Below are 16661 nucleotides of genomic sequence, written 5' to 3'. Positions count from 1 at the left end.
GGTTGTTCCAGCAGTCTGTTGGGGCAACCTTTTTATTATTGGCTTTTTTGGTCGGTAAATCGATATATTTCAAAAAACGCCGATATAAACTGAGTTGCACCGATATAATTTCAATTACTATCCATAATTAAAAAATAAGAGGTTCACCTAATGGGAACCCTCCTTTTTATGCTGCTATAACCTCTAAAACAGTACCTGTTTTAGCATCAACTAAAAATTCAAATCGTTCTTGTATATCATCTAACATCGTTGTAAGACCGCCGCGATAAACTTCATATGCGACATCATATTTTTCAAATGTCTCTGGAACCATATGTACCCAAGAGCCAGTAATTTCACCTTTATGACTTAATGCTTGTTTCACCATTTTCAATGCTTTTTCTGAAGAAATATGGGATTGTTCTTGGACTTTGTTTGCAACAAGATAACCAGCTGCAAATCCAACGCCAAGACCTGCTACTAAACCTTTCCAGCTCATATATTCACCTCAATTCTATAAAATAAAAATAGTGTACCAATAATAATTATAAAGCAAATACAGCTAAAAAAGAAGAAACTAGAAACATTTCGAAAATTTCGTTACAATAAAAGAGGTATTCTACTAAGGTTTGAAAGAAGGGGACTTCGTGAATAAAGAGACATTACAATTATTTCGTACGTTAACAGAATTACAAGGTGCATCAGGTTTCGAACATGATGTACGCCGTTTTATGAAGCAAGAATTAAGCAAATATGCGGATGAAATTGTGCAAGACGGTTTAGGTAGCGTATTTGGTCTGAAAAAAGGGGACGAAACTGGCCCACGTGTTCTTGTAGCAGGTCATATGGATGAAGTAGGTTTCATGGTTACGCAAATTACGAAAAACGGGATGCTTCGTTTTCAAACGTTAGGCGGCTGGTGGAGCCAAGTTCTATTAGCACAACGTGTACAAGTTATGACGAAGAATGGTCCTGTTATTGGGGTTGTTGGTTCTATTCCTCCTCATTTATTAAGTGACGCGCAACGTGCAAAACCGATGGATATAAAAAATATGTTAATTGATATAGGTGCAGACAGCTATGAAGATGCGATTGAAATTGGTATAAAACCAGGACAACAAATCGTGCCAATCTGCCCGTTTACGCCGATGGCAAACGAAAAGAAAATTATGGCGAAAGCTTGGGACAACCGTTACGGATGTGGCCTTGCAATCGAATTACTAAAAGAATTAAAAGACGAAACATTACCAAACACATTATACTCTGGCGCGACTGTACAAGAAGAAGTTGGTCTTCGCGGTGCGCAAACTGCTGCAAATATGATTCAACCAGATATTTTCTATGCGCTTGATGCAAGCCCAGCAAACGATGCATCTGGTGACAAAACGCAGTTCGGTCAATTAGGAAAAGGTGCTCTTCTTCGTATTTACGACCGTACGATGGTAACACATAGAGGAATGCGCGAATTTATTTTAGATACAGCAGAAACACACAACATTCCGTACCAATACTTTATTTCACAAGGCGGTACAGATGCGGGCCGTGTACATACAAGTAACTCAGGTATCCCATCAGCAGTAATTGGCGTTTGCGCGCGCTACATTCATACACATGCTTCTATTTTACATGTTGATGATTATGCGGCAGCGAAAGAGTTAATTACGAAGCTTGTAAGGGCAACGGATAAAACGACGTTAGAGACAATTAAGAATAACGCGTAGAGAGGAAGAAGGGCTGAAGAGCCTTTCTTTTTTTGGCTTGAATAGATGACCCATCCATGTGTGGTGGCGGTCAGTGCCTAATTGGTGCTCGAATGGTGTATTAAGACACTGGGTAGGAAGGCTGTTTTGTGTTCGAGGTCGGCAATGGTGAGGAAATCCACCTTCTTTTTTAGATTGGATAGATGCGCCGGTGATGTATGGTAGTGATTGATGTTTAATTTAAGTAGGGCGAAATGATGAATGTATATAGAGGTGAATGAAATGAAAGTAGTAGTTGGATCGAAGAATAAAACGAAAGTTGGAGCTGTGGAGAAGGTTTGGAATGATGCTATAATTACATCTCTTTCTGTTCCTTCAGGAGTAGCGAACCAGCCATTTTCAGATGAAGAGACGATGCAAGGAGCGGTTAATAGAGCGAAGCGAGCGCTGCAAGAAGGAGAAGCTCAAATTGGTATTGGGCTAGAAGGCGGCGTAATGAAAACGGAGCACGGTTTATTTATGTGTAACTGGGGCGCGCTAGCAACAAGTGACGGTAAAACATTCGTTGCCGGCGGGGCGCGTATTAAGTTACCGGATGATTTTTTAGCACCTCTTGAAGATGGCAAAGAGTTAAGTGAAGTGATGGAAGAGTTTGTGCAGAGAAAAGATATTCGTAGTCACGAAGGTGCAATCGGTATTTTTACAGATGATTATGTCGACCGTACGGAATTATTTGTACACGTTGTTAAGTTACTTGTTGGGCAATATAAGTATGACGAAAAGCAAGCATAAACCTTGCACCATGCGCGATGTATGGTAGTATAAAAGAAAGATTATAACATGAAAAAATGCACTCGTTAGAGGAGGAAATATAGATGAAATCATTAGAAAGCATGGAGCAATTCCAACAATTGAAAAATGAAGAGAATGTAGTCTTTATGTTCTCAGCAGAATGGTGCCCTGACTGCCGTTTTGTAGATCCATTTATGCCAGAAGTAGAAGAGAAATATAGTGATTTCTCATTTTACTATGTAGATCGTGATGAGTTTATTGATCTATGCGTAAAATTAGACGTATTTGGCATTCCGAGCTTTGTAGCGTACAATAAAGGTGAAGAAACAGGTCGCTATGTAAACAAAGACCGTAAAACACAAGAACAAATCGAAGAGTTTATTGAAGGTTTAAAATAAGGCAATTTGCCAATTGAATTGTAAAACAACCTCTACCTTCGCGGGGGAGGTTATTTTTTTGGAAGGGAGGAAAAAGAGATGAAGATGACAAGTAAAAAGATGAAAGACGAGTTAATGAAGAAATTATCTCGCCCGGAATGGGACTTTCAGTATGATAGCGAGAAAGAAGTTCTACGTATAGAGCAAAAAGACTCGAAAAAAGGTATTAACGTATCGCTTCCAGGAGTTGTGGCAAAATGGGAAGTGAATAAAGAAAAAGCAATTGAAGAGGTTGCTTATTACGTACAAGAAGCGTTAATTGCGATGCATAAAGAAGAAAATAGCACGGCGAAAATTTTACCTGTTATTCGCTCTACTTCTTTCCCGAAACAAGCAGAAGAAGGAAATCCGTTTATTATGACGGATCATACGGCGGAAACACGTATTTACTACGCGTTAGATTCGAATAAAACGTATCGATTAATTGATGAACGTTTATTACAAAAATTAGGACTGACAGAGCAACAAGTGCGTGAAATGGCATTATTCAACGCTCGCTCATTAGGTTATGAATTTAAACAAGACACAGTAGCAGGGAATACATTCTACTTTTTAAACACAAATGATGGGTATGATGCGACGCGTATTTTAAACGAATCGTTACTACAATCGATGCGGGAAAAAATTTCTGGTGATATGGTTGTTGCTGTTCCTCACCAAGATGTATTAATTATTGCTGATATCGTCAACGAAATCGGTTATGATATTATTGCACAAATGACAATGAAATTTTTTGCCGAAGGGCATGTTCCGATTACATCACTTTCATTCGTATATGAAGATGGGGACTTTGAACCAATCTTTATTTTAGCGAAAAATCGGAAGAAGACAGATGGAAAAGAGAAAGGATGAACGAAGTGAACGTTTTTTACAACCTTGAAGGAATTGGTGACACTCTAATTGTTGCCTTACAAGATATTACTTTAGAGAACCGTACTTTTGATCGCAAAGGAGATGTTGCACGTGTATACGATCGTGAAAGCAACGAAACAGCAGGATTCAACATCTTTCATGCATCTTCTTACTTAGAAGTAAAAGAAACAGGTAACTTAACGTTAACTAAAGAGCTTGTAGAACAAATCAACGGAATTTTAGCGAAGAACGGCTTTGAAGAAACAGTAGAAGCAGATCTTTCTCCGAAATTTGTTGTAGGCTATGTAGCTGAAAAAGAGAAGCATCCAAATGCTGATAAGTTAAACATTTGTAAAGTAGAAATCGGTACAGAAACATTACAAATCGTATGTGGCGCACCGAACGTTGATGCAGGACAAAAAGTTGTCGTTGCAAAAATCGGCGCTGTAATGCCAAGCGGTATGTTAATTAAACCAGCGGAACTTCGCGGAGTTCCTTCTTCAGGAATGATTTGCTCAGCACGTGAATTAGAGCTTCCAGATGCTCCACAAGAAAAAGGTATTCTTGTATTAGAAGATAGCTTTGAAGTTGGACAAGAGTTTAAATTTTAATTGATGTAAAAAAGAGAGGTTGTCCTTTTGGACAGCCTCTCTTTTCTATTGAATTGTTAATATATTGTGAGTTGTAATAGATATATGTAGAAAATCGTTCATATTCATAAGGATGTCACCTTTTTTCTTAAAATCAATATTGTATTTTATAAACAAACTAGTTAAAATTTAGAAAAATAGAAGGAGATAGACGTATGAAACAACAACTAAAAATCGCAGAACTTCTGAAACGAATTGAAACTTCAAAACAACAAGATATCGAGTTAGGTTCCTATGAAATATATTTGTTTAGTGAAAATGAATTAGAAAAAGGACAAACCGGTTATCGATATGATAAATATAAAAATTCATTAATAAGTGAAGAACATGGAAAATGGAAAGAGGAATGGATTGTTATCGGATACGAAACAGATATGGGGGATCCAGTTTTCGTAAATGTGTCTGATGATACGTATTTAGTTTATACTGCAGAGCGTGGTACAGAGACGTGGCAACCTGTTCACATTGGAAATATGGATGAGATTATAAAACAATTATAAGAAAAACTTTGAGACCGGTGCAAAGTGATGGGAGAAAAATATGAAGTATATAAAAATAATGAGCATGATTGCATTCATTGGCATATATATGGGCGGTTGTTCGCAAGAAGAGCCGAAACAAGAAGTAACATCTTCTATGCAGGAAAAAAACAAAGATAGCAAGGAAGACGCACCGGTAGAAAAGCAGCAAGAAGAACAAGAAAAGAAAGAAGAATCGCAAGCAGTTCAAACAACTGAGCAAGTGGGGCATAAGCAGGAGGAAGTACCTACCGAGGAAAAGAAAGAGGAAGCTACGCCAGTGCAGCCAGCTGAGCAACCACTGCAAAATAATGAACAAAAAGTAGAGAGTAATGAAAAACAAGGGAAGTTTCTCGTTGTTATTGATCCGGGGCATCAACAAAAAGCGAATTTAAATTTAGAGCCGATTGGGCCAGGAGCAGCGACGCAAAAATATAAAGTAACAGATGGTACAACTGGTGTTGTGACGAAAAAAAGAGAGGCTGTTCTCGTATTAGAAATGGCTTTCGTATTAAAAGAAAAGTTAGAAGCAAAGGGAATACAAGTATTAATGACGAGAACGTCACAAGATGTGGATATAAGTAATAAAGAACGCGCGACATTTGCGAATGATCATAAGGCAAACTTGTTTTTACGTCTTCATGCAGATGGTTCTGAAAATCCGAATCAAAGTGGATTTGCTGTATTAACGCCGGCAGAAGGAAGTCCGTATACGAAAGAGATTTATGCTGAAAGTCTTCAAATCTCTCAAACGATTGTAAATAAAATGAGAGAGAATCAGCAAGTGAAAGTGAATGGAATTAAATTCAGGGATGATCTTTCTGGATTTAATTGGTCCAAAGTACCTGGTGTACTATTAGAACTTGGGTTTATGTCAAATCCTGAAGAAGATAAAAAATTATCTGACTCGCAGTATGTAAATTCTTTATTGCAAAGTGTAACAGATAGTGTAGAGGAATATCGGAAGAGTAAAGCTTAAACGCAGTCTTATATGTAAGGGTGCGTTTTTCTGTATGAAAATACTCGTAAATTAGAATGTTATGGATAAATATGACATGCTTAATTTTACCTGCACTTTTTGCCGAATGCTGATACAATAAAGGATGTTACTATTTAGTAGAAAGAGTGGTAAACATGTTAGATTGGATGAAAAAGCTGTTTAACAAAGAGGAAGAACAAACAGCGATGAATAAAGAAGTGTTAAAGCAAGTTGAAAGTCAGCCGAAAATTCCTCGCGTAAACCACTACACTGAAGCAAGAGAAGCACAAATGGCAAGTAGGAATGCAGGTAAATGCCGTTTTCCATTAGTACCGGATAATGGGTTCGATGAAGAGGATGTTATAGAAACAGGGCATTTTGAAGAACAACCTGTTCAAGCTGTAACATATGAAAATCAGCCTACTCAAAGAGGAATCAAAGTGGAAAGAAGTAGACGACAGTATGTGGAGAAGGTAGTTTCTACATATGAAGAGCCGGAAATGCAATATGAACCGGAGCGAGAGCCTGTCGTAAAGAAAGCATCTGTACCTACGCAAGAAAGTAACCGTAGACCATTTCGTCCAACAGAAATGATTTCGCCAATTTATGGATATAATCGTCCTTCAGTAGAGAAAAAGGTAGAAAAGCAGGAGGAAGAAAAGGAAAGAGAAGACCTTGAAATATCTGTAGAGGGCAAATCAGTCGTTGATGCATGGTTAGAGAAAAAAGGGTATGCATTATCTGATTTCTCAGAAGGACAAGCAACGAATTCTTCCAGTCATGAAGGCGTTGATCAGCGAGATCAACAAAATAAAAAGGAAGAAAAGTCAGTTGTCGATCAATGGCTAGAGAAAAACGGTTATGAAATTGAGCGCCAAGAACCTATAGTAGAAGAAAAAGAAGTGGTTCAAGAAATTAGTGCACCGCAGGAAGTTCCAGCGGCTGAATTACTTCAGCAAGAAAGTGATGTAGTGGCCAAAAACACTTTACAAGCAGAATTAGTAGATTCTAAAGTAGAGCACGAGGATACAATATTATTAGATGAAACTAAACGTAATACAGAAATAGAACAACCTACTATTGAAGTAGAAAAGCAAGCTCCAGAAGAATCAGTGATTGTTAAAGCAGAAGAGAAACTTGAAGAAACAATCATTGTGGAAATACCAGAAGAAGTGGAAGTAATTGCAGAAGCAGAAGCGCCAGAAGAAGTGGAAGTAATTGCAGAAACGGAAGTGCCAGAAGAAGTGGAAGTAATTGCAGAAACAGAAGCGCCAGAAGAAGTAGAAGTAATTGCAGAAGCAGAAGAGTCAGAAGAAGTGGAAGTAATTGCAGAAGCAGAAGCGCCAGAAGAAGTGGAAGTAATTGCAGAAGCAGAAGAGTCAGAAGAAGTGGAAGTAATTGCAGAAGCAGAAGAGTCAGAAGAAGTGGAAGTAATTGCAGAAGCAGAAGAATCAGAAGAAGTGGAAGTAATTGCGGAAGCAGAAGAGCAAGAAGAAGTGGAAGTAGTTGCAGAAGCGGAAGAACCAGAAGAAGTGGAAGTAATTGCGGAAGCAGAAGAGTCAGAAGAAGTGGAAGTAATTGCGGAAACGGAAGAGTTAGAAGAAGTGGAAGTAATTGCGGAAACGGAAGAGTTAGAAGAAGTGGAAGTAATTGCGGAAACAGAAGAGCGAGAAGAAGCGCAACCTGTAGAACTTGAGGAAACGCAGCAAGAAATATTGTTAGATGAAGCAATTGCACAAAAGAATGAATTCATACATGTTGCTGAGGCTGATGAACAAACGAAGAAAGATGTTCAAAGCTTTGCGGATGTTTTAATTGCGGAAGAACAGCCAGTTGTAGAAGAAGCACCGATTGCAGAAGAACAGCCAGTTGTAGAAGAAGCACCGATTGCAGAAGAACAGCCAGTTGTAGAAGAAGCACCGATTGCAGAAGAACAACAAGTTGTAGAAGAAGCACCGATTGCAGAAGAACAACAAGTTGTAGAAGAAGCACCGATTGCAGAAGAACAACAAGCTGTAGAAGAAGCACCGATTGCAGAAGAACAGCCAGTTGTAGAAGAAGCACCGATTGCAGAAGAACAGCCAGTTGTAGAAGAAGCACCAATTGCAGAAGAACAACAAGTTATAGAAGAAGCAGCGGTCGCAGTAGAGCAACCAGTTGTCCAAAAAGAAGAACCAAAACGTGAGAAGAAGCGTCATGTACCATTTAATGTTGTTATGTTGAAACAAGACAGAACGCGATTAATGGAAAGACATGCGGCTAGAACGAATGCAATGCAATCTTCTATGAGTGAACGGGTAGAGAATAAGCCTGTACAACAAGTAGAAGAAAAACCAGTGCAGCAAGTGGTAGTGGAACCACAAGTGGAAGAAAGGCCAATGCAGCAAGTAGTGGTAGAAAAACCAGTGCAACAAGTGGTGGTAGAATCACAAGTGGAAGAAACACCAGCACAACAAGTGGTGGTAGAACCACAAGTGGAAGAAAAACCAATGCAGCAAGTAGTGGTAGAACCACAAGTGGAAGAAAAACCAATGCAGCAAGTAGTGGTAGAATCACGAGTGGAAGAAACGCTAGTGCAACAAGAGGTAGTAGAACCACAAGTGGAAGAGCAACCAGTGCAACAAGTAGTGGAAGAGCAAGTACAAAAGCCAATTTCAAGTACGGAAGTACAAGAGAAAGCATATGTTGTAAATCAAAGAGAGAACGATATGCGAAATGTATTGCAAACACCACCGACATATGCAATTCCGCCATTAACATTGCTATCGATTCCGCAGCAATCGGCGTTGGATAATACGGAATGGTTGGATGAGCAGAAGGAATTATTAGATACAACGTTTAATAATTTTCATGTTGGCGCACATGTTATTAACGTATCGCAAGGTCCAGCAGTAACTCGTTTTGAAGTACAGCCAGACCCAGGTGTGAAAGTAAATAAAATTACAAACTTAAGTGATGATATTAAACTGAGTTTAGCGGCGAAAGATATTCGTATTGAAGCACCGATTCCAGGGAAGAGTGCAATTGGAATCGAAGTTCCAAATAAAGAAAGTAAGCCAGTATTTCTTCGTGAAATTTTAAGAAGTCCTGTGTTTACAAAGAGCGAATCACCGCTTACAGTTGCGCTAGGACTTGATATTTCAGGCGATCCAATTGTAACGGATATTCGAAAAATGCCACATGGACTTATTGCAGGTGCAACGGGTTCTGGTAAAAGTGTGTGTATTAACGCAATTTTAACGAGCATTTTATATAAAGCGAAACCGCATGAAGTGAAGTTAATGTTAATCGATCCGAAGATGGTTGAGCTTGCACCATACAATTCTGTTCCACATCTTGTAGCACCTGTTATTACAGATGTAAAAGCAGCGACAGCTGCATTAAAGTGGGCAGTTGAAGAAATGGAGCGCCGTTATGAATTGTTTGCGCATGCAGGGGCTCGTGATTTAACTCGTTACAATACGATTGTAAGTGGGCGAGAAATTCCGGGAGAGACATTACCTTATATCGTTATTGTCATTGACGAGTTAGCTGACTTAATGATGGTAGCACCTGGTGATGTTGAGGAAGCGATTTGTCGTATTGCGCAAAAAGCACGTGCTTGTGGTATTCATTTATTAGTAGCGACGCAGCGTCCGTCTGTAGATGTTATTACAGGTTTAATTAAGTCAAACATTCCAACGCGTATTGCGTTTACTGTATCATCTCAAGTTGATTCGCGTACGATTATCGATATTGGTGGCGCGGAGAAATTACTTGGCCGTGGTGATATGTTATTCTTAGGGAACGGTACATCTAAGCCTGTTCGTGTACAAGGTGTATATGTATCGGATGATGAGATTGAAAAGACAGTTGATCATGTGAAAAAGCAAATGAAACCGAATTACTTATTTAAGCAAGAGGATTTATTAGCGAAAACAGAACAGGCTGAGTCGGAAGATGAATTGTTCTTTGAAGCATGTCAATTTGTTGTAGAACAAGGGGGAGCGTCCACATCTTCTGTACAGCGAAAATTCCGCATCGGTTATAATCGCGCGGCACGTCTCATTGAAGAGATGGAATCGCAAGGAATTATTTCTGAAGCAAGAGGAACGAAGCCAAGAGATGTCCTTATTTCTGAGGATGAATTCGCTGCTATGCAGGAAACAAATGTATAGTAAACGGTTTTGCTGTATACTAAGAGAAAATGTTGGATAGTAAAGTAGGGAGTAAAGCGACATGAAAGAAATTGAATTAAAATTAAAAGGTGAAATAAATAGACTAACAAATAGAACATTTAAATTTGACGAACGTGTTGGAGAAGGTTGGTTCTCTGCCGTTTACTTTTTAAAGACTAGAGAAATCATTGAAGAATTTCGCCCGAAAAGTGTTGTAACGATGCAATTTTTCCAAAAGGAAAATGCAGTTCTTTGCGGAACAGATGAAGTAATTGCATTGCTACAAACATTCGCTAAAAATCCTGAGGAACTTGAAATTAACTCTTTAAAAGATGGCGATAATATTAGTCCGTTTGAAACAGTGTTAACAATTCATGGGCCTTATGAAAATTTCGGATTTTTAGAAGGTGTTATTGATGGGATTTTAGCTCGTCGTACATCAGTTGCGACAAACGTATATAACGTTGTCCAAGCTGCGCGTAGCGTAGATAAAGAAAAACCAGTTATTTTCATGGGAGACCGTGACGATCATTATACACAACAAGCTGGTGACGGTTATGCAGCATACATCGGAGGTATGAGCGCACAAGCGACGCATGCGATGAATGAATGGTGGGGCAGAAGTGGTATGGGGACAATGCCTCACGCATTAATTCAAATGTTTAATGGTGATGTTGTGGAAGCGGCAAAAGCATATCATAAGAAATTCCCAGAAGATGAATTAGTTGTATTAATTGATTACAACAATGATGTCATTACAGATGCACTTCGCGTAGCGCGTGAATTTGGATCAACATTAAAAGGTGTACGTGTAGATACGTCGCGTACGATGATTGATCAATACTTCATTCGCCACCCAGAAGTACTTGGAACATTTGATCCACGTGGTGTAAACCCATCACTTGTATTCGCACTTCGTAAAGCACTTGATGAAGAAGGATTCCAGCATGTAGACATCGTTGTAACTGGTGGATTTGATGAGAAGCGTATTCGTGAATTTGAAGCTCAAAACGTACCTGTTGATATATACGGAGTAGGAAGTAGCTTATTAAAAATGAATATTGGCTTTACTGGTGATAACGTAGAATTAAATGGAAAACCAGAAGCGAAAGCTGGTCGTAAATATCGTCCAAACCCACGTTTAGAGCGTGTTCAATTAGAAAAAAGAGAAGATATGTAAAAGAGAGAAAAACTGATAGGTGATTGACCCTATCAGTTTTTCTGTTATCATAGTATAGCGGCTTCTTTTTTGCTATAATGGATTTGTTATGGACATAAAAAAGAAGTACGTACGAGTTTATCCTGATAAGTGAAGGGAAGAATAACTTCACTACATCAAAAATGTATGATGATTACCAAAATAAGAAAAGATTCATATACTGTCTTATAGATAGGCCGTTGTATTAGTTCGAAATGTTGGAGGTTCTTTAAGATGACAGTTTACCATTTTGTAGGAATTAAAGGAACAGGAATGAGTTCATTAGCTCAAATTCTTCATGACATGAAGCATACTGTTCAAGGGTCTGATTATGAAAAGCGTTTCTTTACACAAACAGCGTTGGAAAAGCGTAATATCTCGATCCTTCCTTTTGATAAAAATAATGTAAAAGAAGGACAAGTGATTATTGCAGGAAATGCATTTCCTGATACGCATGAAGAAATCGTAGCAGCAAAAGAATTAAACATCCCAGTACATCGTTACCATCACTTCTTAGGTGACCTTATGAACCAATACACAAGTGTTGCTGTAACTGGTGCACATGGAAAAACATCAACAACTGGTTTGTTAGCCCATGTAATGCAAGGTGCACACCCTACATCTTACCTTATTGGAGATGGAACAGGGCATGGGGTAGAAAATAGTAAGTATTTTGTATTTGAAGCTTGTGAGTATCGTCGTCATTTCTTGTCTTACAATCCAGACTATGCGATTATGACAAACATTGATTTTGATCATCCAGATTATTTCTCAGATATCAATGATGTATTCAATGCATTCCAAGAGATGGCATTGCAAGTGAAAAAGGGCATTATTGCATGTGGAGATGATGAAGAACTTCAAAAAATTCAAGCGAAAGTACCTGTTATTTTCTATGGATTTGGAGAAGATAATGATTTCCAAGCACGTAACATTCAAAAGAGAACAGATGGTACTATTTTCGATGTATTCGTTCGTAATACGTACTATGACACGTTCAAAATTACAGGATACGGCAATCACAGCGTATTAAATGCATTAGCAGTAATCGCGCTTTGCCATTATGAAAACGTTGATGTAGAAGCAGTTAAGCATCAGCTAACAACTTTTGAAGGCGTAAAACGTCGCTTTAATGAAAAGCCAATGGGAGAGCAAGTTATTATCGATGACTACGCACACCATCCGACAGAAATTAATGCAACGATTGAAGCAGCTCGTCAAAAACATCCAGAGCGTGAAGTTGTCGCTGTATTCCAGCCGCATACATTCTCACGTACAGAAAAGTTCTTAGATGAGTTCGCTGAAAGCTTAAGCAAAGCTGACCAAGTATACTTATGTGATATTTTCGGATCAGCACGCGAAAACAAAGGTGAATTAACAATCGAAGATCTGCAAAAGCGTATTGACGGTGCAGAACTAATTACAGATACAACAACGGATGTATTAAAGAAACATAAAAACGGCGTTCTAATTTTCATGGGCGCAGGTGACATCCAAAAATTCGAAGCAGCTTACGTAAAAGAAGTTCAAGTTGCAGAGAAATAATAGAAAAGACGCATAGCTGAGGCTGTGCGTCTTTTTTGTTGTGTTCAATATATTTTAAAAAGCGTTGATATGTTGATATTGTTCATTCTTTTTGTATAGTTGTTTTAATAAGAAGATATATAGTGAACTAAAAAGTACGTATCCGATTAAATAATAGAATGAAAACATATCGAATTGTTTTGTTATCATAATTCGAATCGCAAAAAAGCTGAATGGGAGAGCAATTAGCAGTCTTGAACTGATGAAAATAATTGTTTTAAAGTATTTTAATAAATCCATATTCCAATGGTTTTCTCTAAAGATAAGCCAAATATTGCTTGCAATAAAGGCTAGTAAAAATGGTAAATTAGTAGAAAAATTTATAAAACCGAGTACAATAGGCACTGATAAAGCGCCGAGTGGACCGATAGAGAGGCCGGAATAATATTTAATAAATGTATTTGTAGATTGCTGTGCATCTTGAATAACATCTGTATATTCTCCTGCAATTTCCTTTGCTAATTCTTTTGGAGGAAGAAATTCTTCAATCACTTGTGAAGGGATGATTTCTAATGGTATCCCTTCGCTTTCTTTACTTAATGCATTTTCATATAAATCCGATTTGATCTCTAGCACATGTTGTTCTCTTGCTGACGCAGGTAAGTTCATTAAACCTTTATGAAGATCGTGTAAGAAAGAAGTAATGAGTTCATTTGAAAAGAATTGTTCTTTGTTCATTTTTTATCCTCTCCTTTAGCTAGTAACATTAGAGCATGATACACTGCATCATAATCATGTAAGCGACTATTTAAAATTTCTCTCCCTTCGTCTGTAATGCGATAGTATTTTCTTTTTGGGCCATCACCGGACTCTTCCCAATAGGAAACAGCCCAATTGTTTTTCGTAATTCGATTTAATATAGGGTAAATCGAACCATTTGGGATATGAAACACAGGGATATCTTGTAATGCACTTGTAATTTCATATCCGTACATAGGTTGTTTGCTTATTAAAGACAAAATAGCGAGATCAAAAACACCTTTACGTAATTGAATTATAAAATTATCATTTTTTTCCATACTTTAACTATATATGATTCATATCTAGATATCAATCATATATAGTGGTTGTTCATATATAAAATTTAAAAGAAAGTGTGAATATTTAACAATTTACATCTGTAAGTGTTAGAATAATAAGAAAACTAAAAGGGGCTATAAAACATGTTCACACTTCGAGTAGACGATGAAATCGAATTACAGTTATTAGAGAAGCATCATAAAGAGGAACTATATCAATTAATAAACCAAAACCGTAGTCATTTACGAAGATGGCTTCCTTGGGTGGATGGGATGAAATCTGCTGGTGCGTATGATGAGATTTGTCCGATGTGGTTAAAGAAGTTTGCAGAGGGAGACGGTTTTGAAAGTGGCATACGTTATAAAGGAAAGCTCGTTGGGATGGTAGGCATTCATCCGGTAAGTTGGGGGAAGAAAGCGGCGAGTCTCGGATATTATCTTGCAGAAGATGCTGGCGGGAAAGGCATTATGACGCGTAGCGTGAAGGCTGTACTTCACTATGCATTTGAGAATTTAAAATTAAATAAAATGGAAATTAGATGCGGTGTTGAAAATGTGAAAAGCCGCGCTATTCCAGAGCGTTTAGGTTTTAAGTTAGATGGTATTTTAAGAGATGATGAATGGTTATACGATCATTTCCATGATATCGCTGTATATAGTTTACTAGCTTCTGAATGGAAGGAGATTCGATGAACGAGAAGATACGCATTATTCCGTATGAAAGTACGTTTCAAGATGAAGTAGTAGATCTTATCGTTCATATTCAGCAAAAAGAGTACAATGTTCCTATTACGAAAGAAGAACAGCCAGACCTACTTGAAATAGAAACGTTCTATCAAAGGGATTATGGAAACTTTTGGGTTGCAACTTATGATGGGAAAGTAGTTGGAACAGTAGCTTTATTAGATATTGGGAACGATCAAGTAGCGCTAAGGAAAATGTTCGTAAAAAAAGAATTTCGCGGAAAAGAATGGGGCGCATCACATAAGTTGCTCCAAACAGCAATTTCGTGGGCTGAGAATAAAAAGCTGAAAGATATTTACTTAGGAACGACAGTGAAATTTTTAGCAGCGCATCGCTTTTATGAAAAGAATAATTTTCAAAGTGTGAGTATAGACGAGTTACCAAAAAGTTTTCCAGTGTTGCAGGTGGATAAGAAATTTTATCATTTCCCGACAGAAAACTCCCACCTCTAGGAATGGGTAGGACATGTTCCAATGAGTAGGTGGGAGCTGAATGACGGTTAGGTAAAAGCCTAAAGGTTTTTCTTGGTGAAGAATCAGTATAAGGTACCGGTATCGTAATCAGTTCGTTCCTATGGAAAGAAAATGTTATAGCTCAGAGGCATTTTTACATCTACGAAATGGTTTCATTGTAAAAGTTCTTTCATTTGTATTTTTTTTTGAAAGGGACAGAGGACTTTCGACAAAAAAAGAAGAAATGATACGTGATCAGTATTTTTTGGTTATATCATGATATCGTTCCCGTGTATATCATGAAAAAGATTGTAAACAAATAAAAAAAGGAAGTGAGGTGAAAAGCGGTGCTTATCCATAAAGCGTATCAGTTTCGGATCTATCCTAGTGTAGAACAAAAATAGCTATTACGAAAACAATTGGTTGTTCACGATTTGTATTTAACTACTTTTTGGAAAAGTGGAATGATAGATATAAAGAAACAGGAAAAGGGTTATCCTATGGCACTTGTTCTTCGCAATTGCCTACTCTCAAAAAAGAATTTGTATGGCTAAAAGAAGTGGACAGTATCGCTCTTCAATCTTCTCTTCACAACCTCGCTGACTCGTATGCAAGGTCCTTCAAAAAACAAAACAAAGCACCTCGGTTTAAATCGAAAAACAATAAAGTCCAATCCTATACAACGAAACATACAAATGGAAACATTGCGATTATAGATAATAAATTGAAGTTACCGAAACTTGGTCTTGTCAAATTTGTCAAAAGTCGTGAGGTAGAAGGACGAATTTTGAGTGCTACTGTCAGAAGGAATCCAAGTGGGAAATATTTTGTCTCGATTCTTGCTGAAGCAGAAGTACAAGAATTGCCGAAGACCGATTCTGCTGTTGGTATAGATGTTGGTGTGAAAAACTTTGCTATTCTTTCAACAGGTGAGGTATTCGATAATCCAAAATGGTCTCGGGTATTAGAAAAGAACCTCGCTCATGCCCAGCGTATTCTATCTAGACGTACAAAAGGCGGAGCGAACTGGCATAAACAGCGAATGAAAGTCGCTCGTATTCATGAACGAATCAAAAATGCAAGAACGGATTACTTGCAAAAACTCTCTACAAGGATCATCAAAAACCACGATGTGATTGGGATAGAAGATTTGCAAGTATCGAATATGTTACAGAATCACAAACTAGCGAAAGCGATTCAAGAAGTATCATGGTCACAATTCAAAGCGATGTTGTTGTATAAGGCATGCTGGTATGGGAAACAAGTGATTGTGGTGTCGAAAACATTCGCTAGTTCCCAAACTTGTTCGCATTGCGACTACAAAAATAAAGATGTGAAAAGCCTGAACCTGCGTGAATGGAAGTGTCCTTCTTGTGGTATGTATCATGATAGAGATGTGAACGCAGCGGAAAATCTGAGAAAAGAGGCCATAAGGCTCCTAACCGTAGGGATTACGGGGATTGCCTACTCATAAAACCGAGGGATACCTTGGTGTTCGTAGGAATCCCCCACTTCAAACAGCTCGTTAGAGTGTTAAGTGGGGGTAGTTCAAAGATATATTGTTTAAGAAGGTCATGTAGAAATGGCCTTTTTTTATGAA

Annotated in this window: 15 protein-coding genes and 1 pseudogene; 13 read left to right on the top strand and 3 right to left on the bottom strand. The window is 38.0% G+C overall.

Features of this window, described 5'->3' with window-relative positions; genetic code table 11:
* Positions 1–166 precede the first annotated feature (166 nt).
* The gene (locus MHB74_RS23145) at positions 167–478 is read right to left on the bottom strand and encodes a PepSY domain-containing protein (RefSeq protein WP_000118541.1); all 312 of its coding nucleotides are present in this window, start codon (positions 476–478) and stop codon (positions 167–169) included.
* Between the two features lie 148 nt (positions 479–626).
* On the opposite strand from MHB74_RS23145, the gene MHB74_RS23140 reads away from it, so the two are divergent.
* The 10 genes from MHB74_RS23140 to murC all read left to right on the top strand — a co-directional run bounded on the left by MHB74_RS23140 (position 627) and on the right by murC (position 12807).
* A complete protein-coding gene (locus MHB74_RS23140; protein ID WP_002123132.1) occupies positions 627–1700 on the top strand; it encodes a M42 family metallopeptidase in 1074 nt (357 codons plus the stop codon).
* Between the two features lie 261 nt (positions 1701–1961).
* The gene (locus MHB74_RS23135) at positions 1962–2471 is read left to right on the top strand and encodes a DUF84 family protein (protein ID WP_061676818.1); all 510 of its coding nucleotides are present in this window, start codon (positions 1962–1964) and stop codon (positions 2469–2471) included.
* A gap of 83 nt (positions 2472–2554) precedes the next feature.
* Complete coding sequence (locus MHB74_RS23130) at positions 2555–2869, top strand: thioredoxin family protein (protein ID WP_000838193.1); 315 nt, start codon at positions 2555–2557, stop codon at positions 2867–2869.
* 78 nt (positions 2870–2947) lie between these two features.
* Positions 2948–3760 carry a DUF1444 domain-containing protein gene (locus tag MHB74_RS23125; protein WP_000784608.1) on the top strand — a complete coding sequence of 271 codons (813 nt, stop codon included), beginning with the start codon at positions 2948–2950 and terminating at the stop codon, positions 3758–3760.
* Positions 3757–4371, top strand: a complete 615-nt coding sequence (ytpR, locus tag MHB74_RS23120) for a YtpR family tRNA-binding protein (RefSeq protein ID WP_061676819.1) — start codon at positions 3757–3759, stop codon at positions 4369–4371. The genes MHB74_RS23125 and ytpR overlap by 4 nt, the downstream gene beginning before the upstream one ends.
* Positions 4372–4565: 194 nt before the next feature.
* Positions 4566–4910, top strand: coding sequence for a hypothetical protein (locus tag MHB74_RS23115; RefSeq protein WP_061676820.1), 345 nt, complete (start codon positions 4566–4568; stop codon positions 4908–4910).
* 40 nt (positions 4911–4950) lie between these two features.
* Positions 4951–5907, top strand: a complete 957-nt coding sequence (locus MHB74_RS23110; RefSeq protein ID WP_061676821.1) for an N-acetylmuramoyl-L-alanine amidase — start codon at positions 4951–4953, stop codon at positions 5905–5907.
* 155 nt (positions 5908–6062) lie between these two features.
* Positions 6063–10064 carry a DNA translocase FtsK gene (locus tag MHB74_RS23105; protein WP_340844513.1) on the top strand — a complete coding sequence of 1334 codons (4002 nt, stop codon included), beginning with the start codon at positions 6063–6065 and terminating at the stop codon, positions 10062–10064.
* A gap of 61 nt (positions 10065–10125) precedes the next feature.
* Entirely contained in the window at positions 10126–11244 is a 1119-nt protein-coding gene (locus MHB74_RS23100) for a nicotinate phosphoribosyltransferase (protein ID WP_000658380.1), read from the top strand.
* Between the two features lie 252 nt (positions 11245–11496).
* Complete coding sequence (gene murC, locus MHB74_RS23095; RefSeq protein WP_000219461.1) at positions 11497–12807, top strand: UDP-N-acetylmuramate--L-alanine ligase; 1311 nt, start codon at positions 11497–11499, stop codon at positions 12805–12807.
* A gap of 54 nt (positions 12808–12861) precedes the next feature.
* Here murC and MHB74_RS23090 read toward each other — a convergent pair whose 3' ends face one another.
* Complete coding sequence (locus MHB74_RS23090) at positions 12862–13524, bottom strand: HAAS signaling domain-containing protein (RefSeq protein WP_061680500.1); 663 nt, start codon at positions 13522–13524, stop codon at positions 12862–12864.
* Complete coding sequence (locus tag MHB74_RS23085; RefSeq protein WP_000414140.1) at positions 13521–13865, bottom strand: PadR family transcriptional regulator; 345 nt, start codon at positions 13863–13865, stop codon at positions 13521–13523. The genes MHB74_RS23090 and MHB74_RS23085 overlap by 4 nt, the downstream gene beginning before the upstream one ends.
* A gap of 144 nt (positions 13866–14009) precedes the next feature.
* On the opposite strand from MHB74_RS23085, the gene MHB74_RS23080 reads away from it, so the two are divergent.
* From MHB74_RS23080 to tnpB, 3 genes and pseudogenes are all read left to right on the top strand, one after another.
* Positions 14010–14558 (top strand): GNAT family N-acetyltransferase, encoded by a 549-nt coding sequence (locus MHB74_RS23080; protein WP_061680499.1) that lies wholly within the window; start codon positions 14010–14012, stop codon positions 14556–14558.
* A complete protein-coding gene (locus MHB74_RS23075; RefSeq protein ID WP_061680498.1) occupies positions 14555–15061 on the top strand; it encodes a GNAT family N-acetyltransferase in 507 nt (168 codons plus the stop codon). The genes MHB74_RS23080 and MHB74_RS23075 overlap by 4 nt, the downstream gene beginning before the upstream one ends.
* A gap of 347 nt (positions 15062–15408) precedes the next feature.
* Positions 15409–16535 (top strand): annotated as a pseudogene (tnpB, locus tag MHB74_RS23070) (IS200/IS605 family element RNA-guided endonuclease TnpB).
* Positions 16536–16661: the final 126 nt, after the last annotated feature.

Origin of the sequence: Bacillus sp. FSL K6-0069, assembly GCF_038007785.1 — a bacterium.
Classification (GTDB): domain Bacteria; phylum Bacillota; class Bacilli; order Bacillales; family Bacillaceae_G; genus Bacillus_A; species Bacillus_A mobilis.
This window is presented reverse-complemented; position numbering and strand designations above follow the sequence as displayed.

Excerpts from the sequence above, each read along its gene's own strand:
- MHB74_RS23125 (WP_000784608.1), top strand. The coding sequence starts at position 2,948 with ATGAAGATGACAAGTAAAAAGATGAAAGACGAGTTAATGAAGAAATTA.
- MHB74_RS23100 (WP_000658380.1), top strand. The coding sequence starts at position 10,126 with ATGAAAGAAATTGAATTAAAATTAAAAGGTGAAATAAATAGACTAACA.
- MHB74_RS23075 (WP_061680498.1), top strand. The coding sequence starts at position 14,555 with ATGAACGAGAAGATACGCATTATTCCGTATGAAAGTACGTTTCAAGAT.
- MHB74_RS23105 (WP_340844513.1), top strand. The coding sequence starts at position 6,063 with ATGTTAGATTGGATGAAAAAGCTGTTTAACAAAGAGGAAGAACAAACA.
- MHB74_RS23135 (WP_061676818.1), top strand. The coding sequence starts at position 1,962 with ATGAAAGTAGTAGTTGGATCGAAGAATAAAACGAAAGTTGGAGCTGTG.
- ytpR (WP_061676819.1), top strand. The coding sequence starts at position 3,757 with ATGAACGAAGTGAACGTTTTTTACAACCTTGAAGGAATTGGTGACACT.
- MHB74_RS23115 (WP_061676820.1), top strand. The coding sequence starts at position 4,566 with ATGAAACAACAACTAAAAATCGCAGAACTTCTGAAACGAATTGAAACT.
- MHB74_RS23080 (WP_061680499.1), top strand. The coding sequence starts at position 14,010 with ATGTTCACACTTCGAGTAGACGATGAAATCGAATTACAGTTATTAGAG.
- MHB74_RS23130 (WP_000838193.1), top strand. The coding sequence starts at position 2,555 with ATGAAATCATTAGAAAGCATGGAGCAATTCCAACAATTGAAAAATGAA.
- MHB74_RS23085 (WP_000414140.1), bottom strand. The coding sequence starts at position 13,865 with ATGGAAAAAAATGATAATTTTATAATTCAATTACGTAAAGGTGTTTTT.
- MHB74_RS23110 (WP_061676821.1), top strand. The coding sequence starts at position 4,951 with ATGAAGTATATAAAAATAATGAGCATGATTGCATTCATTGGCATATAT.
- murC (WP_000219461.1), top strand. The coding sequence starts at position 11,497 with ATGACAGTTTACCATTTTGTAGGAATTAAAGGAACAGGAATGAGTTCA.
- MHB74_RS23145 (WP_000118541.1), bottom strand. The coding sequence starts at position 478 with ATGAGCTGGAAAGGTTTAGTAGCAGGTCTTGGCGTTGGATTTGCAGCT.
- MHB74_RS23090 (WP_061680500.1), bottom strand. The coding sequence starts at position 13,524 with ATGAACAAAGAACAATTCTTTTCAAATGAACTCATTACTTCTTTCTTA.